Here is a 24,427-nt window from a genome sequence, read left to right as displayed (position 1 = left end):
ATGATCCAACGTTCCTCGCATGAAGCAGCCCGACAACCCGACGCTGCGCCAAGAATTGCGGTGATCGGCACCGGCGGCACCTTCGCCATGCACGCGCGCGATCCATTCGACTGGATCGAGTATTCGGAGAGCGGTGTCGTGCATTCCATCGATACGTTGCTCGATACGCTCGGCGAACTCGCACCCGATGTCGAACTGCTGCCGGTTACGTTCCGCGCGCTCGGCAGTGTCGCGATCAAACCCGACGACTGGGTCGAACTGGCACGCCTGATTCATCGCACGGCGCAGAATGATCCGTCGATCACTGGATTTGTCGTCACGCATGGCACCGCCACGCTCGAAGAAACCGCGTGGTTCCTGCAACTCGTTCATGGCATTGACGTGCCGGTCATCGTGACCGGCGCGCAGCGTCCGGCGAACACCGCGGGCAGCGACGTGCTGGTGAATCTGCGCGCCGCCATCGCTGCCGCTCGCGATCCGCTGAGCGCGGAACACGGCGTGCTGGTCGCCATGGACAACTGGCTGTTCTCGCCGCGCGACGTCACCAAGGCGGCCAGCTTCGAGCTGGGCGCGTTCGAGTCGCCGGGCTTCGGGCCGGTTGCGCGCGTCGAAGCGGATGCACGCATTACGTGGCGACGCGGCGCGTGGCCCCGGCGTGCGGCTGCGAACGCCGCGCCCTGGTTCGATCGTGCAATCGTCGAGTCGAACGAGGCCATGACCATGCCACGCGTCGATATCGCGATGTCCTACGCGGGGGCAGACGGCGTTGCGGTCGATGCGCTCGTCGCCGCCGGCAGTGTGGGCCTGGTGAGTGCCGGGCTTGTTCCCGGACGTCCGGCGGCGGCCGAGATTGCCGCGTACCGGCACGCTGTCGAAGCGGGCGTGGTGGTGGTCCAGTCGAGCCGCGCCGCGCGGGGCGTCGTGCCTTCCCAAGCGTTTCTCCAACGCGACGGCATCGTCGCGGGTGGCGATCTCGCGCCCGTCAAAGTCCGGATTGCGTTGATGCTTGCGCTAACCTTGTCTGACCATGCCGCAAACCATGCTGAACGTCGCGAACGGATCCAGAGCATATTGCAGACTTTATAGCGTGAAGCCCTGCACGGTAAAACCTCTCATCGCTCCGCTCGCATAAAGGCCCTTACATGCGCTTCTCCTACCTCCTCACGTTCATCCACCCCGAACCGAACGCCCGGATCGCCGATGACGATCTTGCCGTCATCACCTCGATTGCCATCACGATTCCGGCGCTGTCGCGTGCGCGTCTTTACACGCCTGAATCGGCGGACGACTACTACACCAGCGACGGTCCGTCGCCGATCTTCGCGATGCAGCTCGATTACGAAAGCCTGTTCGACCTCGAAGCCGCGATTGCAGAGAACGGCCGTTTGCAGTCGCTCGCGAAGGCAACGCTTGCGAGCCTCCAAGGCTGCCGCGTCGAACAGCAGGCCATGGTGCGCCGGCCGTTTCCCGTGGCCGATCCCGTCGCGCGCGTGGTAGACGGCGTGCTGCCGTGCCAGTTCCTCGTTCACTATCCTGGCGAGGCCCTTGATCTCGACGAGTGGCTCAACTACTACCTGTCGCATCATCCGCAGATCATGTTCGATTTCCCGGGTGTGCGCGAGATCGAGATTTTCACGCGGATCGACTGGCTCGACGCGATGCCCTGGACGCGTGTCCACTATATGCAGCGAAACAAGCTGATGTTCGACAGCGCCGCGGCCATCACCGAGGCGATGCATTCGCCGGTGCGCCACAGAATGCGAAAGGACTTCGAAGCATTTCCGCCGTTCGAAGGCAGCAACGTCCATCATCCGATGCTGGCTCGCACCTATACCTTTGACTGAGGCGTCGCCGAAGTGCGAACACGCGCGTACTCTGACAGGCGAATGCGGAGCACGCACTGGAGAACTTTTTTATGAGCATCGGTTTCGGTTTTCTCGCACGAATTGGTCATCTGTATCCGTCAGGCGGGCTGTGTGACTTCGAGATTCAGGCGATGGCGCCCGAAGGCGTGCAGTTCGTCACGACCCGCTTGCCGTTTAGCGACACGTCGATCGATTCGGACCGGAGTTTGATCGCCGATCTCGAGTTGCATGCGTCACTGGTTGCCGATGCGCGGGTCGATCTGATCGCGCTCAACTGCACGGCAGCGGGTGTGGTGAGCGGTCCGGAGCAGATCAACGAGCGCATTCGCGCCGCCACCGGCATTCGTGCGGTGACGACAATCGAAGCCGTGCTGGCGGCCTGCAAGGTGCTGCAGGCTCGCCGGATCGCTCTTCTCACGCCCTACTCTGACGACGTGGTGGCCGCAGAAATCGCATTCTTCGCCGAGCGCGGCATCGAGGTCGTATCGCATGCCAGCCGGCCTTGCCGCACGCCATTCGAGCAGGCCATGCTCGATCCGCAAACGTGGGTCGAACTCGCATCGGAACTGCCCGTTGCATACGATGCTCTGTTGATCAGCTGCGCAGGCGTGCGCGTGAGCACCGTGATCGAGCCGATCGAACAGATGGTCGGCCGGCCCGTCATCACGAGTAACGCGGCATTGCTGTGGCATTGTCTGAGAACGCTCGGAATCGAACAGCGATGTGCTGGTTATGGATGCCTGATGCGTCGCTAGGCACTTATGCATTTTTTGCACCCGCGCCCTCTACTTTGCATCCCACGCGGTTCGCCTAATGTAGATGAGTCATCTGCCAACGTCGGTATGAGGCGTCGCGCAGCTTGCGAGCACATAGCCATAGCGGTCATTGTCAACCAGCGCGTCGCTGATTACCGCCGACCGCTATACGCTGTACGCCTTGGAGAATGGCCCGCCGAACACCACGCTTGCACAAGTAAAGTTGTTAGCATTCCTGCCAGTGGATGGATTGCCGCAACCCCTTACTGGACAATCGTTTCCGCAGACTTTGAAGCCCCACCCACTGGAAGCGAGCGGCACCAGTTTCCCAACAAAACGGCCACATTTTGTGGCATAAGTTCGGCAATACAACACGAGGCGGGTAATGACGCGGGCCCGCGCCGGTCCGTCACTGATCAGCCACAGCCGGCGAACGCTTGAAGAAGCGTACCTGCGTCCTTCGCATAGTTCGGGTCCGCCCAAGCGGTGATATGGTTCGCTGACATACCCCAAAGACCAGCGGCGCTCAATAGTGCACTCAGGTGCATTGGTGGCGCACCTCTCTAATGATCCCAGGATTGACTTCTCCTCCGCAGTCGGTCAGCGTCTGAAGCAGGACTTTCGCTCCAGAAGCGCTCTCGGCGAAGGCTGCAGAGAAGATGGCAGTCGTTGCGTCAAACCCGGGAACCTGCATATCAATACCCGCTCCGGCCAGGAGCTTGCTGATCTCGATAAATGTGCCAACACTGAAGTCGCCCGACCGCCGAATTTCTTCGAGAACCTCTGCGGCCTGCGACTCCTCCTTTCGGTGTACAAGCTCTTTTAGCACGGCCGCACAAGGGTCAATGTTGCACCGAAGAGAAAAACGCGCGTGCCAGGCGCGATCGACAATGTCTTTAGTGATGCCCTCAGCCAATCGCCTGTGTGACCTAATATGTGTGGCTAACTGCACTCCACCACGACGCCCAGAGCCGGCAAAAAATTCGCAGCGCGAGATTGCAGCCGGCATGTGACCGCCGCGCCTACGGAAGTTTCAGATTCATTACGGGTATAGCGTCCGCGTAATGCAGACCATAAATAAGTTTTACTTTTCGATTTTCCGTCGCGCCGCCATTGTGTAAGCCAGACAGCCAGTCTGTCGCCACAATTCATACGCTGCGCAACCGAATCCATGAAAAATGTGGTTGTTTCTTCAGATGCCAATTTCTTATGATTCCTTAAGAAATGGCTCCTTGATAATGGTTGTTCTCAAGTTGGATAGATTTCAAAACGCGGCCCGATCAACGCACCAACGGTCTGGCCGATAAACAGAAAAGGAGACGAATCGATGAAAAAGCGCTTGATGACCTTGATGTTGCTCACTGCGACTGCATTGGCCGCCTGCGGGGGCGGAGATAACGTCAGTGCACCGACACCGCCAAAGCTGCTGACGAACATCGCCGTGCCCAATGCTTCCAGCCCACCATTTAGTTTCGACATCGGTTACGTCGAGGGCGGCAAGTACTTCCTTACCGACCGTAATAACAAAGCAGTCGACGTCGTCGACACCAGATCGAATACGTTGATCGCACAGATCCCAGGGCCATTCGTCGGCGCCGGCGCCACAACCAATGAGTCCGGCCCCGACGGAATTGTGGGCATTACCGGCACGAACACGATCTATGTGGGCGACGTCGACTCAGTCAAGGTGATCGATACAGCCGCGCAAAAGACAGTCAACACAATCGCCGTCAGCAATTCCGGATCGCGCGTCGACGAGGGCTGCTACGATCCTGACGATCATCTCGTCATGTATGCGAGCCCCGGAGACTCGCCGCCGTTCGTCACGTTCATCTCCACGCTGACGCAAACGGCGGTGGTAAAGCGTCCTTTCAACGGTTCGTCTGGGCTCGAAGCGTGCACATATGATCCGGCCTCGAAAAGCTTTTTGATCAACAATGACGGGACCTCCGCCAATCCTGACGGCGAGCTCGACGTTATCACTGCCAGTTCCGTGGTAGCAGGCAGTCCTACTGTCAGCAAGTCGTTTCCACTAGGGAAATGCGGCCCATCGGGGATCGTCCTTGGCCCGAATAACGACGTGCTCATTGGGTGCGATCCGCCGGCAGGCGACCCGCTAATCACGCTCATCCTCGACCGTGCGAATGGCGCAATACAAGCCAGCCTGCCATTTGGCGGAGTAGACCAGGTCAATTACGATCCAGCATCCAACCGCTACTTCCTGCCGGCTCGGCACTACGTCACCAGCGGTACCGCTGCAGCCTCGGGATTTAGCCCGCAGATGGGCGTAGTCGATGGCGCGTCACGGCAGTTGCTCTTTAAGATTCCGGTGGGAACAGGGGCGCATTCTGTCGCCATCGACAGCACACTTGGGCAGGTGTATGTGCCGTTCCAGCCCGGCGCGGCAGGATTCCCCAACGGCGGTATCTCCGTGTTCTCGACCCGCTAGTCTGCCGAACCGGGTTATGGTTCGACGGCCTGGACTGGATAACGGTCGCCACTGAGACGATTCGACAAAGTCGGAGGGTGCTCCACCGGCGCTCCACGATCCGGTAGTTACGGGTCTGGAGCGCCGGCTAACGCCGACTGTCATTGTCGCTGGGACGGTCGCTCGCAGGCACGTCCTCCATGGCTCACTCTGGACGAGTTCCGCCCGGCGCGCGAAGAACTTTTCGGCGATTACACGTCGTGAAGCAGCTGAGTCATTCCGGTAAGTCCGGGCGTCAACTCGGCCAACGCGATCTACACCTATCCCTTGTTCACCATCACGCCGCACGAAAGCACCGCTTCAGTCGTGTGCGTGCGTGACTCTCACACCCATCCGTGGAAGTTGTCATTTTACGAGCCGCCCGCTCTGCGCCTATCCGCAATCGCTATCGATCGGCCAGATGAAGCTGCACATGCAACAGGACAAACCAGCGGTACGCACGTGGGGCGCGATGTAGACGACAGCGGCACGGCGCGCCCTCGATCAGAACCTCCCGCGCACGGACGACGCCAACAAAGGCTTTACCTGCGTCCTTGCGGGCCTAGCCGTAGCCATGACGAGCGTCTGGCTACCAAAGAGTTCGAAGGCCGTGGCGAGCACAACCTGACCTGTTGCGTGTAATGCGAGCGAAAGAAGCAGCGTGACCGCGAGCGTCAGCAGTTCAGCGACGAGATCCGACGAGACCGAAAGTTGGCTCCGCCTCGATCCGCACGCGCATCAGTCAATCTTCGGGCGCCACGGGACCCTACCTTCTCACAGACGGCGGCGGTGACACGGCCGAGCCAGACGCACGCGAAAGCGTCGGGCGCGGCGTTTGCTTCCATGTCCTTACGATGTGAACCCGATGAACGACGACGAACTGATCGAGCCCGAAACCGCTGTCAGCGATGCCGTCGAGCGGTCGTGGATCAGCCGTCTGGGTCCCGGACTGATCACAGGCGCCGCGGACGACGATCCCTCGGGCATCCGCACGTATTCTCAGACCGGCGCGCAGTCCGGATTCAACCTGCTATGAACGATCCTGCTTACATATCCATTGATGACCGCCATCCAGCTGGCGAGCGCGCGCATAATCCGGCATGGCTGCTGTACAGCGCGGTCGTCCTGCTCATACTCGCCAATAAATCAACATCGCCGCCGACCTGTCGGCGATGCGCGGCAATCGGATTGCTGCTGCGGGGGCCGCAGCAGTTCTATGTTGTCGTGCTCGGTGTCTTCTCCGCCGTCCGATGGCGCAGCCGGTCTTGCGTTGCATCTCACGATCGTGCGTCAATTCTATGCGGTGATCGCACTGGCGATCGTCGGTGGCGTGGCCATCACGGTCATGCACTTCGACCCGATCCGCGCACTGTACTGGAGCTCGGTGATCAACGGCGTTGCTGCCGTGCCGATCACGATCACGATCATCATGATGCTGATGGCTCGAAGCCGGCGTGTGATGGGACAGTCCGCTGTCACCGGCCTGCTGGCCTGGGGAGGATGGCTGGCCACGCTCGCCATGGCGATCGCGGCCCTGGGAGTCTTCGTGCCGGCATAAGAAATGTCTGCCGCTTCGCCACCGTGCGATGACCACTTACGGTGCCTGGACGGAGGACTGGTCCCATCCATGGCGAACGGTGGTATTGCGGCAAGCCGGCCGCAAACCGGCGCTTCTGGATCCCGCAGTCCCTCCGGTAGACGGCAACGGCCCCGATCGCGTTTTCAGTTGGCCACCCGGTGGCCTCGCATCCATGCCCAGCCGACCACTGTCGCGCCGAACGAGCCGTCCGTAGCCGGCAGGCGGCGGGCCCATGAACATCATTCGGTTCGGTGCGGTACGTCGTTGGGAAAAGGATACGGTGCATGCGGGCCCGGCCATTCCGGAGCAGGCGGTCCGGTGAATGCGTTGCACCCTGCGAAGCTCGCCAGAAGCAGGCATGCGAGCAAACCAGCCCCGAGGCGCCACACGGTTGTTCGAGCGTCCATCCCGCCCTCCTGGAACAGCACATTGGTTGGACCAGCGACTGAGCCATGGGGTTCGCCGCATAGCCCTGAGACCACCGCGCCTCACAGTGTTCGATAGGTCCATGCTCAGGTGATGGACAGTTCTGACTCCACCCAGTCCCGACTGCGGTGTCCCTCGCTCTGCGGCTCCCGAGACTCATGCATCCGGAACACGGCAACTGCATCATCGAGCGCGCCCGCCTGGTCTCCGAGCGACGCCGCCGCGGCAGCGGCCTGCTCGACCAGCGCGGCGTTCTGCTGGGTGACGTTGTCCATCTGCATCACCGCGCGGGTGATCTGCTCGATGCCGCGCGACTGTTCCTCCGACGCCACGCTGATTTCGCGCACGATACGGGTTACGTTGCGCGCAGCACTGACTATTTCTGCCATGGTGGCCCCGGCGTGGGTCGCGAGTTCGGCTCCATTCTGAACCTTTGCGACCGAGCCACTGATCAGTTCCCTGATCTCTTTCGCCGCTGCCGCCGAGCGTTGTGCCAGTGCACGGACTTCGCCTGCCACTACCGCGAATCCACGTCCTTCGTCGCCAGCCCGGGCGGCTTCGACGGCGGCATTCAGAGCGAGTATGTTGGTCTGGAATGCGATACCTTCGATCGCGCCAATGATATCGACGATCCTGCCCGATCCAGACGCCATCTCCGCGATCACCTCGATGACCTGCTCGACGACTCCGCCGCCTCGCACAGCCGATTGCGACGCGTTGTCGGCGAGCGTGCTGGCTTCCCGTGCATTATCGGCGTTCCGCCTGACCGTCGCAGTCAACTGCTCCATGCTCGACGCCGTTTCCTCCAGCGTCGCCGCCTGCTGTTCGGTGCGCGTCGACAGGTCGGCATTGCCGCTGGCGATTTCACGCACGCCGTGTGCGATCGCCGCCGTCCCGTAACGAACCCGGCCGACGGCAACAGCGAGACTCTCCTGCATACCTGCAAGCGCTCCCATCAAGCGGCCCATTTCATTCGTGCGCAGGCTGGCGATCCGCCCCGTGAGGTCGCCGGCCGCGATCCGCTCGAAGTGCTGGATCGCCGCGTTGATCGGCCTCACGATCGACGCTGTCACCATAATGCGCGCGAACAGGCCAAGTACGATCGCGACAAGCCCGATGGCTCCAAACACCCAGCACAGCAGATGAAAATGCTCCTGAGCCTGATTGAAGCGCGCCTTCTGCTGCTGCACCTGAACATTCTCCAGCGCGAACTGGGCGTTTCTATAGTCGCTGAACACCGCCTCGGGCGCCTGGCGCTCCGTGGTCCGGAAAGTAATGAAATCGTTCTGGTCGAGCGCTGCGACTTCAGGAGCCAGCACCTGTTTCATCAACTGCTCGCGCCTGGCGCGCAGTGCGTCGGCCAGCCCCTTCTCCGCGCCGTCCGGTGGCGTCTGCGTCAAATAAGCCGCCAGTTCGCGATCGCTGTCCGCCAGCCGGGCGTGTATGCGGGCGAGCAAAGTGTCGGTGGGTTTTCCCTGCGCGACGAGCGTTTCGTAGGTGCCAAGATCGACCCGCATCTGCAGAATTGCTTCACCGCTCGCAGCGAGGTGGCGCAAGGCGACCGTCTCTTCGATGTACATCTTTTCGAGCGCCGCGTTGGCCGTCTTCAGACCCGCGACCGATGTGGCGATCACGAACACCAACGCGGCCGTATAGCCGGCGATCGTGACTGTCAGGGCGGTGCGGATAGTGGTGTTTGTGAACATGGTAGTCGTCCTCGACCCGCGGAACAGAAAAAAGCGGCGAACGGATTTATCCGCCGCCGCCAACAGGAGCACATTTTCGTCAATGAATCAGCCGGGAGCGGCCCGTCAAGATCAGAAGCGGGTGCGCACGCCTGTCGTGAGTTCGAGCTGATTGGTCGCGCCGAAAGTCGATCCCACGGTGTAGCCGCCGTGCAGCCTCATGTAATCGCCGGCCAGATACAATTCGGTGCGCTTGGACAGGTGATAGAACACCGAACCGTACAGCGTTTCCTTGAAGCCATTGTGGAGACCGGACGTCGGATCGAAAGCGCCAATGTTCGCGTTCGGGATATCGCCATCGCTGTTGTACGCGGCGTTCTTCACGCGCATCTGCTGATAGCCGAGCTGGTAGTCGAGCGGACCCTTCGGCGACAGTTTGAGCGACACGGTCCACGCATTATCCTGGCGCTGACCGAGCGCGCCCTGATTGCCGAGGTACCGGAAATAGCCTGCGTTGGCGCGCAGAATGCCGAAGTTATAGTTGCCACCCACCGACCACGTCTGGTTCGTAAAGCCAACGCGGTTGACATGATTATAGAAGCCCGATACGTCGAACACTCCACCGTTATACCCGAGCGCTGCCTGGTAGTTGGAGTTGGAGCTGAAACTGGTCGAGTTGCCAAATGCGTAACCGGCGCTCGCAAAGATCCCATTGCTGAAGAGCTTCTTCCAGGCGACACCGTTGTTGTAACGCGTGCCCGTCGCGCTGGCCGCATAGAAAATCATCTGCTTGAAGTTGTTCGAGTTCGTCCAGCCGCCCTCTTCCGTGGTCAATCGCGCGCTGCCGTAGGGGTCGCCATAGATCGCCGACGCATCGCGCGCGATGGTGTTCTGGAAACCCGCCGTGATCTTGCCGAACGTGTCGTTCTCGATACCGACCCATGCGTCGCGGTCGAAGATCTGGCCCGGATCTTCCATCTGGCCGTTGGCTACGACGAATTCACTCTCGAGCCGGAAAATGATCTTCGACCCTCCGCCGATGTCCTCGGCGCCTCGCAGACCCCAGCGGCTGCCGCTGAACCACGGCTCACCGTCGTTGCCCATGCCGATGACGTGATTACCGTTCGCATCCGCGTGCGTTCTGTAGGTCGGGAAGCTCAGGTCCATCAGGCCATAAAGCTGGACACTCGACTGCGCGTGCACGGCAGTCGCGCCAAATGCACTGGCTGCGACAGCCACCGTAAGATACTTTTTCTTCAAGATCGTCTCCTCTGATTGCTGCGTTGAAAATCTGATTGTTCTGCTCGCGGCTGCTGCAGTTCGTCTGTCGGATATCCGATCAGTATGCGAATGAACGCAATCCTAGTTACCTCAATCCTTCACGCTCCTTTCCCGTATCTTTTGTACAACTAAGTGCATTTACTGATATACGGGACAGCGCTCCGGTCCATTATTCGGAACCCCGCTGCCGGAGGATGTAGCCCAGACCTCGCAGCGTCATGATCTGGGCGCTGGACGTCGCAAGATGTTTGCGCAAGCGGTGAATGTAGATGTCGATGGCGTCCGCACTCGGCTCGTCGTCCAGACTGAACACGCTTTCCATCAGCATCGCTTTCGAGACGGTCTTGCCCTGTCGCAACATCAGCGTTTCGAGGACGGTGTGCTCGCGGCGCCGCAACGTGAGCGGTGTGTCGTTGTGAACAAACTCCCGCGTATCCGATATGTACTGCAGGTCGCCGCAGGCGAGGCACGAAGACATGCCACCGGATTGGCGGCGGATCAGCGCCTTGATACGCGCGACCAGCTCGCGTGATTCGAACGGCTTGACGACATAGTCGTCGGCACCCGCACTGAAACAATCGAGCTTGTCTTCGGTCGAACCATGCGCCGTCAGCATGAGCACCGGCACGGTGTCGCCGCGGCGACGCAGTCGGGCCAGAACCTCCCGGCCGTCCATCCGCGGCAAGCGGAGATCGAGCAGCACCGCGTCATAGCGTTGCGTCGTGAGCATTCCATCCGCACATTCACCGTCGGGTGCACAGTCGACGGCGAAGTTCTGCTGGCGCAACAGGTTGACAATCCAGTGCGCAAGCTCAGCGTTGTCTTCCACCAGTAGCAGTTTCATCGCATTTTCCTCAATCACGCCACTTCGGCAAGCGGACCGTGACGACGAGGCCGACATGTCCCGAGTGCGGGCTCAATGCGACTGTTCCACCGTGCGAGTGTGCGATTTCGCGCACGATCGATAGGCCCAGCCCCGTTCCGTCCGCGCCGGTCGCTCCGCGATAGAAACGTTCAAACACATGAGCACGCGCCTCGGTCGGAATGCCGGGGCCGTTATCGATCACCTGCAGCACAACTTCGTCGCCCTCCTCCCGGCACGTGGCGGTAACCCTTCCGCCCTCCTGCGTGTAACGGATCGCGTTATCGACCAGATTCGTCACCAGCGCCATCAACAGGGTCGCACTGCCAGGGACGTTCGCCATTCCGGCAAGCTCCGCGCCGAGGTCGATCCGACGCCGCTGGCCGGCGACCACGAGCTCTTCGAGTACGCACGAGACGACAGTGACCATGTCGACCCTGACCGGTGTGTGGGCAGGCGATGACGACTCGGCTTGCGCCAGCAGTAGCAGCTGGTTGGTCATTTCGGTCATCTTCCCACTGCTGCGACGTATTCCCGCCAACGCATCTGTGAGCAGCGGTCCGCAATGGACGCACGGGCGGGCGCACTCGATCTGTGCTCCGAGCAGCGCAAGGGGAGTACGCAGCTGGTGCGCTGCGTCCGCAATGAATTTGCGCTGTGTCGTCGCATGCAGTTTCAGGCGCGCGACGCACTGATTGATCGCGTCGACGACAGGACGCAACTCGGAAGGCAGGCGCCCAATGCGCACAGGCACGAGCTGCAATGCGTCGCGATCGGCGACGTCATCCTTCAGTCTGATAAGCGGGCCCAACTCGAAGGTCAGCCCAAGCAGGACAAGTGCTGCCACGAGCGCCAGCATCAGGCCCTGCCTGACCAACTGGGGACGCCACAGGTTTCCGATCATGACCCGGTACGAGGCCTGCGTCTTTCCTACAATAACCGTAACCCGCTCGGTTGCGCCGGAGTCGTACAGTTCCCGCTCGTAGGCGACCGCGCGAATGGGCCGGCCATCAAGCGTCGTGTCGTAAAACGCTGGGCCCGGCGGTGTCGGCGCAGGAAGGGCCAGTTCAGGATTGCCGCCCAGCAGACCGGTACGACCTTTGACAATCCGGTAGAACACCTGATCCTGGTCGGGCGACTCGAACATCTCAAGCGCCGCGGGCGGAATCCTGGCAACCAGCACCCCGTTTTCCCAGTCGACTTCCTCGGCGATGATGCGCGCAGACGCGAGCAATGCGTTGTCCTGCAGAAGGCCAGCGGTCTCGCGGGCCGCGTCATATGCCATCGAGCCGGTGACGATTACGAACAGGCCGACCGGCACCAGTAGCCACCCAAGCAGGCGTGTACGCAGGCTTTGCATCATCGTCAACTCCCGGGCACATTACGCGTGCCGTGACTGCAATCAGCACGGACGGCTTCCTTCCCCTGTCTGATCGCAGGCGCGGCCCTCCGCCTTCTGACGCTCAGAACGCAGCAGGTCTCCACTTCAGCAGGCGCTTTTCCAGCGTGGTCAGCAAATAGTCCGCAGTGAGTGCGACCACAGCGAGCACAATCATCGCTGCAAAAACCCCACTGGCGTTGAATGCTCCCTGCGCGGTCGAGATCAGTAGGCCAATGCCCTGTTTCGAGCCGAGAAACTCGCCAACCACCGCGCCAACCAGGGCAAAACCAAAGCTCACGTGCAGGCTGGCGAGAATCCACGAAAGTGCGGAAGGAATGACGACTGAGGTGGTCAACTGACGCTTGGATGCCCCCAGGATCTGCGCATTCGCGATCATGTAGCGGTCGGCCTCCCGTACACCCTGAAAGGCATTGCCGAACACGACGAAAAAGACCATCACGACGGCCAGTGCCACCTTCGATGCCATGCCAAGGCCGAGCGCAATCACAAAGACTGACCCAAGCACAACGCGCGGTATCGAATTCGCGATCTGGATGTAGAGGCTGAACACGTCGGAGAGCAGCTTGTTGCGACCCAGCACGACGCCGCAGACGATGCCGCCAACTGAACCGATCAGAAACCCAAGAAATGTTTCCTCGAGCGTGACCCAGACCTGAACGAGCAGCGGGCCCTGTGACGTGCCGTTTACAAACCAGTCGACGATCTGCCCGAAGATCAGCGAGGGCATCGAGAAGAAGAATGGATCGATCCATTTCGTCCGCCCGCCGATCTCCCATCCGCCGAGCACGACCACCAGGACCAGCACACGCAAGCCGACGATCAGCGCATGGCGCTGGCGCAGCCGCCGCTGTGCAATTCGCTCAACTGCGGCCAGCGAGGCGGCGTCGATTCCTGCTTCCGCGATGTATTCAGGGGTGCCCATGATTGTCTTTTTGAACCAGAGTTTGTGTCATGCGATCCGAACTTCTTCACGCAGGTCGTGCCAGATATCGCGCGAAATCTCGATAAAGCGTGGGTCGTAGCGAACTTCCGAGGTAACGCGTGGACGTGGCAGATCGATGTCATACACCTTCTTCAATGTCGCAGGCCGCGCGCTCAGCACGAACACCCGGTCGGCCAGCGCAATCGCTTCTTCGAGATCATGGGTGACGAACACCACCGAACCCGCATTCGCCGACCACAACTGCAGCAGTTCGTCCTGCATCAGGGTGCGCGTCTGCATGTCGAGCGCGGAGAACGGCTCGTCCATCAGCAGGATCTCAGGCTTGTTGATGAAGGTCTGTGCGAGTGCGACGCGCTTGCGCATGCCGCCCGACAGTTGATGCGGATAGTGCCTGCCGAACTTTTCGAGCCCGACGCGTCGCAGCCATGCGTTCGCCTCGTCGTGTGCAGCGGACTTCGAGCGGCCGCGATACAGCGGCCCGGCCGCCACGTTGTCAAGCACCGAGCGCCACGGGAACACCGCATCGGCCTGAAACACGAAGCCAATGCGCGGATCGATGCCATCAACCGGTGCGCCCATCACACGCACTTCGCCGGTGGTCGGCTTGAGCAGTCCGGTAATCATGCTGAGCGTCGTTGATTTCCCGCAGCCGGTCGGGCCGACAATCGCGACGAATTCGCCACGCGCCACCGACATGCTGAAGTTGCGCAACGCGACTGTGGCCTTACCATCCGGGCTAACGAAACGGCAGGATACCGAACTGAATTCGATCGCGGGTACGTCCCTGTCAACGGCATGGTTCATCAGGTCCATCCATTTAAATAATATGAGGCGCGAAGGAAAGCCGCCAGCGCAACGGGCACGGACGGAGTCTGTTGCGCCCTCGTGCCCGCCGATTATTTCGAATTGACAAACTCGTTGGTGTAAGTTTTCGTCAACTCCACATGCTTGCCCTTGACCGACGGATTGAACGCCGACAGCACCTTGAGCACGGTTGCCGGACCATCGGCCGGCATCTTTCCATCCACCGTGTACATGGGCAAGGACGCCCTCAGCGCGCTCACGTAGAGAGGCTTGTCTTTCTGGTAGTCGGCGGGCATCTTCGCCGCGATTTCCTCGGCATTGTGCGTGTGAATGAACTGCATCGTACGCACGAAAGCATGGGCGAGCTTCGTGGCTTCTGCCTTGTGCGAATCGGCCCATGCGGCCTGCACATACAGACTCGAGGCGGGATAGGTGCCGCCGAGTGCCGCCCGCGTGCCCTCGACCGAGCGCATGTCGACGAGCACCTTGGCATCGCCTGATTTCAGCAACGCCGACACCGTAGGCTCCGTCGTCATGCCAGCGTCGATACGGCTCTGCTTGACGGCCGCGATGAAACTCGCGTCGGCACCCACCGGCAGCATCGTGTATTCGGTCGACTGGATGCCGTGCTGGCCAGCGAGGTATTGCGTGAGGAAGCTCGTCGACGAACCCAGGCCCGTCACACCGAGCGTCTTGCCCTTGACATCGGCCATCGATTTGACCGTGTCTGCCGCCTTGGTCGAGACCATTTCGACCTCGCCCGGCACTTGACCGAACACGACAATCGCCTTGACGTCCTTGCCTTTTGTCTGCAGATCGATCGTGTGGTCGTAGAAGCCGACGACACCCTGCACGGCACCGGCTAGCAGTTCGTTTTCTGCGTCGACGCCGGCCGGCTGCGACAGCAGTTCAACGTCGAGCCCCTCGTCCTTGAAGTAGCCGAGCTCTTCAGTCAGGCGCGCCGGCAGGTAGATCAGCTTGGTGATGCCCCCGACCATGATCGTGATTTTGCCGCTATCCGCTGCTGCCGCGTGCTGCGAAGCAAGGCTGAACAGCAGGCTGGAGGCAAACGCAATATGGCGAAACGCGCTGAGATTCGGTCGCATCGATAGTCTCCGTTATTTTCGGCAGCGGGATGCTGTCTATATGCATCGATGGTGTGATTATGGGAGCACGAATCCTTCTCACGGCTTTCACGGAAAAGCCATTTTTTTAGGGGATTTCCATGAGACGGGCTGTCGCCGCGCACGAAAGCCCGGCCACATTACGATGTGCTTCGATCCGTTCCCGCCTGATTCTGGCGTGACTGATGTCATCGTGGAAAACCCGCACCGAAAATCGCCACTGGTGAAAGCCGGTAGAAGGAATCAGGTTCGTAGAATCGCCTCATTGATATGGAAACTTCTGTTCTGCATCAGATGAACGGCGCACGCGGAGGAATGATTTTCGAAACCTGCGCTCACACGTCGAACTCAGTGCCGGACGAATTGCTGGAAGCTACATCCCCCCAACTTGACGGCTCGCGTGTCGATGATTCCGCCAACATGACTGACGATGGCATTCACCATTACGTGATCCGCGGCGTGACATCGCAACACAAGCTATTCCGGCCCGGCGATTGGGCCGAACGCCTGACCGGTGTCATCACGCTATTCGTCGGGGAACGCGCTCCGGGGATTCATATAACCTGCACGCGATTCGCCATGCCAGTTGTGGAGCACGACGTTAAATGCCTGCGCGTCGCGCACGAGTTGCAACGCGTCTGCCCGGACGCATTTGATTTTGTGATGCGGTTCGCCAGGGACAACGACCTTGCAGTCGAGACCTGTCGTGTTCACGCTACCCCAACTAAGGTGAGGTCTACAGCGCGGCCGGATGGTTTCACAAAACAAGGAACGATGATGTGAAGGCGCCGGGGCTTTCTGCTGTCGTTAGCGGCGCTCAGGGTTACATGCAGGATGCGCTGAGGAGACCGTTGATGGAGACACTCGCTGACGTGCGTTACACCTATGCGTGCACTGCGTGTGGGCACCGTGCCACGGTGTTACCGCAGGATGCCTCGCATGCGCAGGCGCTGGCCATCTGCGGACGATGCGACGGGCAGGTGTGGCTGAGCGTTGGGGAAACAGCGGACCCGGCCGCAGGCGGCGGGTTTGTCCCGTGGCGGGACAAACCGTGATAGCGCGGCCTGAAGGTGTGCGACAACAGGTCGAGTCGCGCGGACGCCGCGAGGGCGCCGTCATCTTGCAGACCAACCGCCTGTGCGGACACCCGACCCCATCAGATCCGCCACGGGTTTGAGGTAGATTGCCATGATTTGTGTTCGGATTGCGCATGACCATCCTGTCGTGCGGGCCGGCCTCAGGCACTTCATCGGGACAACGACGGATATCGTGGTGCCTGCGGAGGCAGCGCGAGGCGCCGCGGTACAAGAATTATTGCGCACCCGCGACTTCGATCTGCTGCTCCTCAATATGTCAATGCCCGGTATCTTCGGGGCACTGTCACGTTGCCGACGGTCGAGTAAGATCGCGTGATGAAGAATGCAAAATCGCTTTATCACTGTCATCGCTTTCCAGCGGCGGTCATCGGTTGCGCGGTACGCTGGTATTTCAGGTTTTGGCTGAGCCTGCGTGATATCGAAGAGCTGTTGTTCGAGCGTGGGGTTATCGTCAGCTACGAAACGGTCCGACGCGGGTGCGATAAGTCCGGTGTGTGCTTCGCACACCGTGTGAAAGCGACGCGTCGCAAACCCGGAACCACATGGCATCTTGACGAAGTGTTTGTGACGTTGCGCGGTGAGCCTTACCTCTTGTGGCGCGCCGTCGATCAACATGGTGCTGAACTCGATATCCTGCTACAGAAGCGCCGCGACAAGGCAGCAGCGAAGCGGGCTTTCACGCGCGTGATTGCCTCGTGTGGCGAGGCACCGCGCAGGATCGTGACCGATCAGTTGCGCAGCTATCCGGCAGCGAAAGCCGAGATTCACGAACTGGCTCACGTCAAGCACGTCTTCGTGAAAGCCAGCGCGCGGGTCAGTAAGCGGGCCGAAAACAGTCATCAGCCGACGCGCGAACGAGAGCGACGTATGCGTGGCTTCCGCGATCCTGAACGGACGCAGGCTTGCTTATCAAACTTCGGTCCGATCCGCCAGCACTTCGCGCTCAAGCGACACTTGCTACTCGCCTCACTCCATCGCAAACAGCTTGCCGCACGCTTTGCGGCCTGGAATCGTTTCACTGAGGCCACCCAAATTCCGTCTGTTTTCTGAGCGAGCGTGTTTCCTCTCCGCTATTACAGCGTGGACAATTTAATGTGACAGCGCCGCTGCGCGTCACCGGCAAAGGCGGCAAGCTCGCGCGGGTGGCGCTTCCGCCGCTCGCGTGGGACGCACTTGCCCGCTATCTGGCGAAATGTCGCTTTCCGCGGCAGTCTGGCAGGGCTTTATCTGCCCTCCTCACCCTATCCTCCCGCTCCGCTACAGATCCAGAACCAAATCGGAGGTCGGCTTGCTGCAACACATCAGTCGAAGCCCTCTATCAATCTCGCGCGGCCGGATACCGCCGTTGTGCTTCATCTCGACTGTGCCTTCGAGCAGCCTGGTCTTGCAGGTCCCGCAGATCCCCTGACTACAAGACGATGGCAACGGTACACCCGCTTTGCGCGCGGCCGCGAGCACAGTTTCTGACGGCTCCATCGTGAAGGTCTTGCCGGAGCGCGCAAGACGTACAGTAAAGGACGACGTTTGCTCGTCCGGGCGTTGTTCCGGCGCAGCTTCGACGGCCTCGACGGTCTCTGCGACGTTAAAGCTTTCCTGATGATAACGGTCCGGATCATGTTGTCCGTCAAGCAGCAGCTTCCTGACGGCGTTCATATAACCGGCAGGGCCGCATGTGAAAACCTCCCGCTCCCGATAGTCGAGTACGCGCGCTTTCAACAGATCGAGACTCAGGCGTCCGATGGGACCTTGCCAGTTACCTTCCTCGCCTTGCGATTCGCAGATATGGATGACTCGAAAAGCACTGGACATCTTCTCGAGCGCTGCCAGCTCGCTCGCAAAAATGATGTCTTCGGGCGTTCGCGCGCTATGCACGAACACCACATCGCGATTCTGTCCGAGGTCGAACGCCGCGCGTGTCATCGCCATCAATGGCGTGACGCCAGAACCCGCCGAGAGATACAGTGCCTTCTGTGACGGGCCGGCTGACGGCGTAAAGATACCCGCCGGACCGAACGCAGGCAACGTTTTCCCGGCTACCATGTTTGCGTGCAACCAGTTCGACATCACCCCGCCCGGTGTCCGCTTGACCGTGATCGATAATGTGTACGGCCGGGTCGGTGGCGACGAGATCGTATAGCAGCGGCTGACTGCCTGGCCTTCGATCTCTGCGCCGATCGTGATGAACTGCCCCGGCTCGAACGAGAATGGTTGCCCTGCTTCGCTCGCAAACACGAAAGTGCGGACGTCACGGGTTTCGTCAGTTACCCGACAGCAAACCAGCGTTCGCTGCTCGTAGCTCGGCCACTGCGCATCCGCGCGTTCCCATGTAGACGACAGACTAAAGCGATCGGACACTTCGGGGCTCTGTTGAAGGATGCAGGGTTCGAGGACGCTTTCCATATCGCTCAGACACCGTGTTCTTTCAGACGCGCGTTGTACCAGCGCGAGAATTCGTCTAGTGGCGCTTCCGTGAACTGCGAAAACGGCCCCGGGCGGTAGGCGGGATCCTGGGTACCGTTGTGCGTATTCGCGACCAGCTCGGCGTCCTGGGTGGTCGTGGCAATCCAGACTTCCGTCAGTCGCTTGAGGTCGTAGTCGACGCCTTCAACGGCATCTTCGTGGACGAGCCAGAGTGTGCGCACGAGCGTCTTGTCAGTCGCAAGCGGCAGGATATAGGCGATCACCGCGTGGTCGCTCATGACGTGCGTCCACGAATGGTGACCCCACATGTGCACGTCACCCAGATCCCGGCGCTGCAGGCCACCTAACAACTTCGTGCAGGCGACTTTCGTATCCATGGTCTGCGATTCATTGGCGCCGGCAATCACCAGCCGCTGCGTGCGGAAGTTGGTATGCACACTCTCATCGAGCGACTCGAAGCGTTCGCAGATCCATCCGTCCTGCTCCCATGCGGCCTGGCTGGCCGCATTTCGCTTGACGTACTCGTCGTACCCTTTCAGGGCATCCTCGCTCTGGCCGTCCGGACAGAAGCCGAAGTCCTCAGCCAGAAACGAATTCGTGAGTTCTGGATGCGTGGCCGCGCAGTGATAACACTCGCGGTTGTTCTCCATCACCAGCTTCCAGTTGCCGTTCTCGACGATCTCCAGCTCGTGTGCGATCTTCGTGCGCGTCAGATCGTACGGCGCAAAGCGCGGTGTCATCACCTTCTCGAGTTTCGAAAAGTCCTCTGGCGGCTCATCGGCGAGGCAGACGAAGACGTGTGCGCCGACCGTCTTCAGATGAACCGGAATCAGGCTGTGACAGGCAGGATCGAAATCCTGCCCCATGTGGGACATGTGACGCAGACTGCCGTCCAGATCGTACGTCCACTGGTGGTACGGACACACAAGCATGCCGACAGTCGCCTTGCCCGGCTGCTTCATGATGCGTGAGCCACGATGACGGCACACATTGCGGTAGGCGCGAATGTTTTCATCATCGTCCCGGACAATGATGATTGAAGCCTTGCCGATGTCGACCGTATGGACATCCCCCGGTTCCGGCACATCAGCCGTTACGCCAACGAGAATCCAAAGCTTGTGGAAGAACACCTCGACATCGGTTTCGAAGACGTCATGGCGGCCAAACAGTTCGCCGGGCATGCCGTGACCGGGCTGCCGGCTATCCAGGAGTTCGCGATGAGTCTTGATGGGGATGACGGTCGACATGAGTGCCTCTTTAATTGGTCTTCGCCGCAACGTTATGTGCAGCATTACGTTGAGTATTGGATCGCCAATACTGACCGTCAATGCGCTTTATTTACCCCCAGACATTCCTTTAAGTCATGCGAAAATATCGACGGGATCGATCGCACGCTGCAGGGCGATTTAACGCATGGTCGATGTTTCAATCGGCATATAGCCAGCTGCGCATCCCGGCGCCTGACTGTCACAACAACATCAGAATCAGAGACAACGGATGAAGACGTCCAGAGGAACGAAGGGTTACCGCAGAATCGTCCCGTCGCTTACCGCGCTGGTTGAATTCGAGGCGGTGGGTCGCCTCGGCAGTTTCACGTTTGCGGCGACTGAACTCGGTGTGACCCAATCGGCCGTCAGCCGACAGATCCGATTCCTGGAGGAAACCCTGAATGTCCGGCTTTTCCAGCGCGGACACCGCTCCATCAAGCTGACCGTAGAGGGCGAAGCGCTGTACCAGGTGGTTGCTGAATCCATGCAAAAGATTGCTGGCGTGTTTGACCGTCTATCCACGACAGGCGTCGAACAGAGCGAGCTCGTGCTCGCCTCCACGGCCGCGTTCTCCCAGTTCCGTCTGCTCCCTCGCCTCGCCAATCTGAAGAGACTCGATCCGCCACTCCAGTTACGCCTCACCACGCAAATGTTTACGGCTGACTTGCGCCATGTCGAAGTCGACGCCGCTGTCCGCTACGGCAATGGTCAATGGACTGACGGCACGTCAACGTTACTGTTCGATGTCGATATTTTCCCGGTCTGTTCGCCACGGTTTCTGGAAGAAAACGGAGTACCGACGTCACTCGAACAACTCGCGTCCATGGCACTCGTTGAATCCGATTCGACGGCCGAAGGCTGGATGGACTGGACTGAATGGTTCCGCGCGGTCGGTTGTCGTCCGTCACGGCTGAACAAGGTATTGCGATGCAGCCTATATACAGACGCTGTGCAGGCAGCCCGTTATGGACAGGGCATCGCGCTTGGCTGGAGCCGGCTGGTCGATGACCTGCTCATGACGGGCGAACTCGTGCGGATCGAGGTCGCCACCTTCACGCCCACCGAATGTTACTTCCTCGTCGTCCCGCACGGCCGCACGATCTCGCCGGTCATTACGCAACTCATCGAGTGGCTGCGCGGCGACCCAGCGACCCGATAGCGGGACGCAGCATGACATATCTTCAGCGCTTGCGTGCTGACGCGGACGGATGACTTAAACTCATGCGAGCAGGAAAATAAAGGCCGTTGACCGGCTTTATCGACGTTCTGATACTGCCTGCAGATTATGTCAGGAGAACAGCCAATGTCGGGGATTTCCACGCTTCACGCCGCAACACCTGAGACGGACGAGAGCCCGGTCGGCTTGCCGCCAGGTCTGCTTGATCGTGTACGTCACTACCGGCTGGAACGCGTACGCCGCCAGCTTCGTACGAGCCGGGTACCCGCAATCGTCCTGTATGACCCTGTCAACATCCGGTACGCCACTGACACATCGAACATGCAGATCTGGACTGGCCGCAATCCGACGCGCTACGTCATGGTCTTCGCGGACGGCCCGGTAATCGGCTTCGAATTCCATAACTGTGAGCATGTGTGGGACAACGTGTCCGTCAAAGCGGAAATCCGGAGCGCAGTATGCTGGAACTATTTCAACGCCGGTCCCGAAGCCGCAGCGAACGCCAGGCGATGGTCGCGCGAAATTGCGGATCTGCTGCGTCAACACGCGCCATCAGAGCATCGCGTCGCAGTCGACCGGCTCGACCCCGAAGGTCTGGATGCCTTGCGCGAACAAGGCGTTCAGGTCGTTGATGGGCAAGCGATCATGGAGCTGGCACGGACCATCAAATCCGACGACGAACTCGCCGTCATGCAGGCAGCGATCAACATGTGCGAACTCGGCATTCAGCGCATGCACGACTTGTTGCAGCCAGGCATGACCGAACAGGAACTATGGGCACATCTGCACTTTGAGAACATCAAGCTCGGCGGCGAATGGATCGAGACGCGCCTGCTGGCATCAGGCAATCGGACAAATCCATGGATGCAGGAATGTAGTCCAAAGGTCATGCGCAACGGTGAACTCATCGCGTTCGATACGGATCTCGTGGGGCCGTTCGGTTACTGCGCCGACATTTCGCGCACATGGACGGTCGGGCACGTCCGCCCAACCGATGACCAGCGGCGCCTTTACGCCGCGGCTCACGAGCAGTTGCATACGAACATGCACCTCATCAAGCCAGGCATGACGTTCAACGAATTCGCCGAGCGCAGTTGGACCATGCCGGCGAAGTTCTTCGAGAACCGGTATAGCTGCCTGGCCCATGGAATCGGCATGGTCGACGAGTATCCGTCGATCTCGTACTTCCAGGACCACGGTTATAACGGTATGTTCGAAGCGGGCATGACGCTCTGCATTGAAAGCTACATCGGCGACGAGGGCGGCAACGAGGGCGTGAAGCTCGAACAGCAGGTGCATCTGACAGAAAACGGTTGCGTGCCCCTTTCGACATTCCCCTTCGAGACCGAATGGCTCTGATCGGTACCCGCACAGTCGCGGCCTCGTTAGAAGCCGCGACTGCCCCCATCGCACGATCGCTATCCGCCTTACACCGATCCGATATCCGTCTCTAAGCGGTCCATCACTTCAGCCGACACGTCTACATCGTGCGCTCCGATATGGCTGGTCGGAGTACGTGCTCGCGCCCGCGCGAGTCGGTCGATCTATGCCGACAGAAGCTCCGCCACCTCTTGCATCAGCGAGTCGGGCGCATCGCAATCGACATGTGCATCTAGACAGCCGCGACGATCACGACCTCAATCAACTTCTCTCGCTGGGCCAGCGTCGCCCCCACCGTAGCACGAGGTGGCGTATGCCCTAGCGTTACCCAAGCATCCCACACTTCATTCATCGCCGCGGCTTGCGACATGTCGGATAGGAAGATGCTCGGCGCGGGCAACCGGCGACTCACTGCCGTTGACAAGCGCTAAAACCCGGACGGTGCCTTCGAAACGTCAGGCACGTTTCAAGAGCCCCTGCTGATCAATGGCATGTCTTCCAGGCGTTCACTTTGGAACCCAAGCAAATGATACGCAATACCTATTAAATTCCGATCATTTCTTTAATTTCAAATCTGGCGAGCCCATCTTAATGGTGGGCTCGGGGTACCGTTGGTTCAAGTAGATTTGTTCTCGGAATGCATAAATTTGCACCACCGCTCCGCATCGCGCCCGCCATCTCTTTTACAGTGCGCCATGCCATAGACTTCTACGGCGTTTTCGGATGCTAGTACCGATTGCACCATGCTGGCGGCAGACACGTCATCGTCTTCGCCGAAGGTCAAGCAGTGTTAACTTCGTCATCGTATGGCGGCGCAACCTCTGTGACAGACGCCACATGGGCCGGCCACCTTACCGGTGTTTACTTCAGCGCCCCTTCGGCGACCAGCACTTCGTGGGCTGCTTTGAACGCGCTGAGGCCACTCGGGATGCCCGAATAAGCCGTTGCATGAAGGAGCGCCGCCTTGATTTCGTCAACGGTCACGCCGTTGTTGAGCGCACCCTTCACGTGCAACTTGAGTTCGTTCGTGTGACCGGTTGCAGTCAACATCACCAGATTGAGCAGGCTGCGTGTCTTTCGATCGAGCGTGTCGTCACCCCATACCCACCCCCAGGCCCAAGCAGTGGTTGCGCGCTGGAAGGACATCATAAAGGCGTCGGCCTTCTCCATCGACGCATCCACATATTCGGCGCCGAGGACTTCGCGGCGAATCGGCAATCCTTTTTCAAACAACGCATCGTCTTCTTTCATGATTTGTCTCCTGTGATATGTGAACGTTTCAAATTTGGCAGATTAACCAGGCATCCATGCCTGCGTGCACATTGCGCCTGGAAGCGGTGGCAAGACGGGCGGACGCGACCCCATACCCGGCGGCGAGAGAACTGCCGTCCGTGAATAGTTGGCGATACCGTTCGAGCGTCCAGGCCAGAGCAGACGGGATCGGCCACGGGAATTGCCGAACGCTTTTCACGTACCGCCGCCGATCGCAGTCCAATTGTCCTGGACACGATTGCCGTGCAACCGGAATCAGGCGTTGCATCCCTCGACGACCACCACCTGCGCGACGCAATGCCCGTCCCGCTTGAGCTTGGCCGACTGATATTCGGACGAGTTATAACAATCCAGCGCAGTTTGCAGGTCCTTGAACTGGATCACCACGTGGCGCTCAGCCGATGCCCCTTCGAGCGTTTCCGACACGCCTCCGCGCGCCAGAAAAACCGCGCCAAATTTCTTGAACGCCAGCGGCGCGATGTCCGTGTAGTCCTTGTATTTCACAGGATCAAGCACGGTGACGTGGGCAATCCAGTAAGCAGTCATTTCTATCCTCCTTTGCATGTTCATCGACCGACGGCCGGTCCGTCGAGGATTCGACGCGGGGGCCGCCATGCAC

At 60.0% G+C, this 24,427-nt stretch carries 21 protein-coding genes and 3 pseudogenes; 11 read left to right on the top strand and 13 right to left on the bottom strand.

From position 1 onward, the window contains the following. The 3 genes from ACFSNN_RS18030 (at position 1) to ACFSNN_RS18020 (ending at position 2,620) form a co-directional block, all read left to right on the top strand. Complete coding sequence (locus ACFSNN_RS18030; protein ID WP_134462619.1) at positions 1–1,086, top strand: asparaginase; 1,086 nt, start codon at positions 1–3, stop codon at positions 1,084–1,086. 56 nt (positions 1,087–1,142) lie between these two features. Beyond that, positions 1,143–1,844: a hypothetical protein gene (locus tag ACFSNN_RS18025; protein WP_134462617.1), complete on the top strand. Its 702-nt coding sequence runs from the start codon at positions 1,143–1,145 to the stop codon at positions 1,842–1,844. A 71-nt stretch (positions 1,845–1,915) separates the two neighbouring features. Continuing rightward, positions 1,916–2,620 (top strand): maleate cis-trans isomerase family protein, encoded by a 705-nt coding sequence (locus ACFSNN_RS18020; RefSeq protein WP_134462615.1) that lies wholly within the window; start codon positions 1,916–1,918, stop codon positions 2,618–2,620. 538 nt (positions 2,621–3,158) lie between these two features. On the opposite strand, the gene ACFSNN_RS18015 is transcribed toward ACFSNN_RS18020, so the two are convergent. Then, a complete protein-coding gene (locus ACFSNN_RS18015; RefSeq protein WP_377779184.1) occupies positions 3,159–3,629 on the bottom strand; it encodes a hypothetical protein in 471 nt (156 codons plus the stop codon). Between the two features lie 318 nt (positions 3,630–3,947). Here ACFSNN_RS18015 and ACFSNN_RS18010 point away from each other — a divergent pair, with 318 nt between their 5' ends. Next, a complete protein-coding gene (locus ACFSNN_RS18010) occupies positions 3,948–5,069 on the top strand; it encodes a YncE family protein (protein ID WP_134462611.1) in 1,122 nt (373 codons plus the stop codon). A gap of 883 nt (positions 5,070–5,952) precedes the next feature. Next, positions 5,953–6,645 (top strand): annotated as a pseudogene (locus ACFSNN_RS18005) (hypothetical protein). A gap of 533 nt (positions 6,646–7,178) precedes the next feature. On the opposite strand, the gene ACFSNN_RS18000 reads toward ACFSNN_RS18005, so the two are convergent. From ACFSNN_RS18000 to ACFSNN_RS17970, 7 genes are all read right to left on the bottom strand, one after another. Next, a complete protein-coding gene (locus tag ACFSNN_RS18000; RefSeq protein WP_134462607.1) occupies positions 7,179–8,798 on the bottom strand; it encodes a methyl-accepting chemotaxis protein in 1,620 nt (539 codons plus the stop codon). A 111-nt stretch (positions 8,799–8,909) separates the two neighbouring features. Next, positions 8,910–10,037, bottom strand: a complete 1,128-nt coding sequence (locus ACFSNN_RS17995; protein WP_134462605.1) for a porin — start codon at positions 10,035–10,037, stop codon at positions 8,910–8,912. Positions 10,038–10,227: 190 nt separating this feature from the next. Beyond that, entirely contained in the window at positions 10,228–10,902 is a 675-nt protein-coding gene (locus ACFSNN_RS17990; RefSeq protein ID WP_134462603.1) for a response regulator, read from the bottom strand. Between the two features lie 10 nt (positions 10,903–10,912). Then, positions 10,913–12,283 (bottom strand): sensor histidine kinase, encoded by a 1,371-nt coding sequence (locus ACFSNN_RS17985; RefSeq protein WP_134462601.1) that lies wholly within the window; start codon positions 12,281–12,283, stop codon positions 10,913–10,915. 100 nt (positions 12,284–12,383) lie between these two features. Beyond that, positions 12,384–13,244, bottom strand: coding sequence for an ABC transporter permease (locus tag ACFSNN_RS17980; protein WP_134462599.1), 861 nt, complete (start codon positions 13,242–13,244; stop codon positions 12,384–12,386). Positions 13,245–13,271: 27 nt separating this feature from the next. Then, the gene (locus ACFSNN_RS17975) at positions 13,272–14,069 is read right to left on the bottom strand and encodes an ABC transporter ATP-binding protein (RefSeq protein WP_134462597.1); all 798 of its coding nucleotides are present in this window, start codon (positions 14,067–14,069) and stop codon (positions 13,272–13,274) included. 92 nt (positions 14,070–14,161) lie between these two features. After that, entirely contained in the window at positions 14,162–15,175 is a 1,014-nt protein-coding gene (locus tag ACFSNN_RS17970) for an ABC transporter substrate-binding protein (protein WP_134462595.1), read from the bottom strand. A gap of 438 nt (positions 15,176–15,613) precedes the next feature. Between ACFSNN_RS17970 and ACFSNN_RS17965 the strand changes: the two genes are divergently transcribed. The 4 genes and pseudogenes from ACFSNN_RS17965 to ACFSNN_RS41365 form a co-directional block, all read left to right on the top strand. Beyond that, positions 15,614–15,976: a DUF3579 domain-containing protein gene (locus ACFSNN_RS17965; protein ID WP_134465546.1), complete on the top strand. Its 363-nt coding sequence runs from the start codon at positions 15,614–15,616 to the stop codon at positions 15,974–15,976. Between the two features lie 405 nt (positions 15,977–16,381). Continuing rightward, positions 16,382–16,606, top strand: a complete 225-nt coding sequence (locus ACFSNN_RS17960; RefSeq protein ID WP_134462593.1) for a response regulator — start codon at positions 16,382–16,384, stop codon at positions 16,604–16,606. Further along, positions 16,606–17,340, top strand: coding sequence for an IS6 family transposase (locus ACFSNN_RS17955; protein WP_134462591.1), 735 nt, complete (start codon positions 16,606–16,608; stop codon positions 17,338–17,340). The genes ACFSNN_RS17960 and ACFSNN_RS17955 overlap by 1 nt, the downstream gene beginning before the upstream one ends. Positions 17,341–17,396: 56 nt before the next feature. Then, a pseudogene (locus ACFSNN_RS41365) lies at positions 17,397–17,495 on the top strand (site-specific integrase); the annotation flags it as partial. Between the two features lie 52 nt (positions 17,496–17,547). On the opposite strand, the gene ACFSNN_RS17950 reads toward ACFSNN_RS41365, so the two are convergent. Together ACFSNN_RS17950 and ACFSNN_RS17945 are read right to left on the bottom strand one after the other, a co-directional pair. Beyond that, positions 17,548–18,690, bottom strand: coding sequence for an FAD-binding oxidoreductase (locus ACFSNN_RS17950; RefSeq protein WP_134462589.1), 1,143 nt, complete (start codon positions 18,688–18,690; stop codon positions 17,548–17,550). A 5-nt stretch (positions 18,691–18,695) separates the two neighbouring features. Next, a complete protein-coding gene (locus tag ACFSNN_RS17945) occupies positions 18,696–19,958 on the bottom strand; it encodes an aromatic ring-hydroxylating oxygenase subunit alpha (RefSeq protein WP_377689681.1) in 1,263 nt (420 codons plus the stop codon). A gap of 250 nt (positions 19,959–20,208) precedes the next feature. On the opposite strand from ACFSNN_RS17945, the gene ACFSNN_RS17940 reads away from it, so the two are divergent. Both ACFSNN_RS17940 and ACFSNN_RS17935 read left to right on the top strand, forming a co-directional pair. Beyond that, the gene (locus tag ACFSNN_RS17940; RefSeq protein ID WP_134462587.1) at positions 20,209–21,138 is read left to right on the top strand and encodes a LysR substrate-binding domain-containing protein; all 930 of its coding nucleotides are present in this window, start codon (positions 20,209–20,211) and stop codon (positions 21,136–21,138) included. Between the two features lie 144 nt (positions 21,139–21,282). After that, entirely contained in the window at positions 21,283–22,515 is a 1,233-nt protein-coding gene (locus ACFSNN_RS17935; protein ID WP_134462585.1) for a M24 family metallopeptidase, read from the top strand. A 253-nt stretch (positions 22,516–22,768) separates the two neighbouring features. On the opposite strand, the pseudogene ACFSNN_RS17930 reads toward ACFSNN_RS17935, so the two are convergent. The 3 genes and pseudogenes from ACFSNN_RS17930 to ACFSNN_RS17920 all read right to left on the bottom strand — a co-directional run. Then, positions 22,769–22,921, bottom strand: a pseudogene (locus ACFSNN_RS17930) (Rid family hydrolase); the annotation flags it as partial. A 476-nt stretch (positions 22,922–23,397) separates the two neighbouring features. Further along, positions 23,398–23,787: a carboxymuconolactone decarboxylase family protein gene (locus ACFSNN_RS17925; protein WP_134462581.1), complete on the bottom strand. Its 390-nt coding sequence runs from the start codon at positions 23,785–23,787 to the stop codon at positions 23,398–23,400. Positions 23,788–24,063: 276 nt separating this feature from the next. Beyond that, on the bottom strand, positions 24,064–24,354 hold the full coding sequence (locus tag ACFSNN_RS17920; protein ID WP_134462579.1) for a DUF1330 domain-containing protein: 291 nt from the start codon (positions 24,352–24,354) through the stop codon (positions 24,064–24,066). Between the last annotated feature and the right edge of the window lie 73 nt (positions 24,355–24,427).

Origin of the sequence: Paraburkholderia dipogonis (assembly GCF_042680985.1) — a bacterium.
Lineage (GTDB): Bacteria > Pseudomonadota > Gammaproteobacteria > Burkholderiales > Burkholderiaceae > Paraburkholderia > Paraburkholderia phytofirmans.
Note: the sequence above shows the minus strand (reverse complement) of the source record. Positions and strands in the feature narration are given on the sequence as shown.

Excerpts from the sequence above, each read along its gene's own strand:
- ACFSNN_RS17945 (WP_377689681.1), bottom strand. The coding sequence starts at position 19,958 with ATGTCGACCGTCATCCCCATCAAGACTCATCGCGAACTCCTGGATAGC.
- ACFSNN_RS18000 (WP_134462607.1), bottom strand. The coding sequence starts at position 8,798 with ATGTTCACAAACACCACTATCCGCACCGCCCTGACAGTCACGATCGCC.
- ACFSNN_RS17950 (WP_134462589.1), bottom strand. The coding sequence starts at position 18,690 with ATGGAAAGCGTCCTCGAACCCTGCATCCTTCAACAGAGCCCCGAAGTG.
- ACFSNN_RS18025 (WP_134462617.1), top strand. The coding sequence starts at position 1,143 with ATGCGCTTCTCCTACCTCCTCACGTTCATCCACCCCGAACCGAACGCC.
- ACFSNN_RS17955 (WP_134462591.1), top strand. The coding sequence starts at position 16,606 with ATGAAGAATGCAAAATCGCTTTATCACTGTCATCGCTTTCCAGCGGCG.
- ACFSNN_RS18010 (WP_134462611.1), top strand. The coding sequence starts at position 3,948 with ATGAAAAAGCGCTTGATGACCTTGATGTTGCTCACTGCGACTGCATTG.
- ACFSNN_RS17990 (WP_134462603.1), bottom strand. The coding sequence starts at position 10,902 with ATGAAACTGCTACTGGTGGAAGACAACGCTGAGCTTGCGCACTGGATT.
- ACFSNN_RS17980 (WP_134462599.1), bottom strand. The coding sequence starts at position 13,244 with ATGGGCACCCCTGAATACATCGCGGAAGCAGGAATCGACGCCGCCTCG.
- ACFSNN_RS17960 (WP_134462593.1), top strand. The coding sequence starts at position 16,382 with ATGATTTGTGTTCGGATTGCGCATGACCATCCTGTCGTGCGGGCCGGC.
- ACFSNN_RS17970 (WP_134462595.1), bottom strand. The coding sequence starts at position 15,175 with ATGCGACCGAATCTCAGCGCGTTTCGCCATATTGCGTTTGCCTCCAGC.
- ACFSNN_RS18015 (WP_377779184.1), bottom strand. The coding sequence starts at position 3,629 with ATGCCGGCTGCAATCTCGCGCTGCGAATTTTTTGCCGGCTCTGGGCGT.
- ACFSNN_RS17935 (WP_134462585.1), top strand. The coding sequence starts at position 21,283 with ATGTCGGGGATTTCCACGCTTCACGCCGCAACACCTGAGACGGACGAG.
- ACFSNN_RS18030 (WP_134462619.1), top strand. The coding sequence starts at position 1 with ATGATCCAACGTTCCTCGCATGAAGCAGCCCGACAACCCGACGCTGCG.
- ACFSNN_RS17985 (WP_134462601.1), bottom strand. The coding sequence starts at position 12,283 with ATGATGCAAAGCCTGCGTACACGCCTGCTTGGGTGGCTACTGGTGCCG.
- ACFSNN_RS17925 (WP_134462581.1), bottom strand. The coding sequence starts at position 23,787 with ATGAAAGAAGACGATGCGTTGTTTGAAAAAGGATTGCCGATTCGCCGC.
- ACFSNN_RS17965 (WP_134465546.1), top strand. The coding sequence starts at position 15,614 with ATGACTGACGATGGCATTCACCATTACGTGATCCGCGGCGTGACATCG.
- ACFSNN_RS17920 (WP_134462579.1), bottom strand. The coding sequence starts at position 24,354 with ATGACTGCTTACTGGATTGCCCACGTCACCGTGCTTGATCCTGTGAAA.
- ACFSNN_RS17975 (WP_134462597.1), bottom strand. The coding sequence starts at position 14,069 with ATGAACCATGCCGTTGACAGGGACGTACCCGCGATCGAATTCAGTTCG.
- ACFSNN_RS18020 (WP_134462615.1), top strand. The coding sequence starts at position 1,916 with ATGAGCATCGGTTTCGGTTTTCTCGCACGAATTGGTCATCTGTATCCG.
- ACFSNN_RS17940 (WP_134462587.1), top strand. The coding sequence starts at position 20,209 with ATGAAGACGTCCAGAGGAACGAAGGGTTACCGCAGAATCGTCCCGTCG.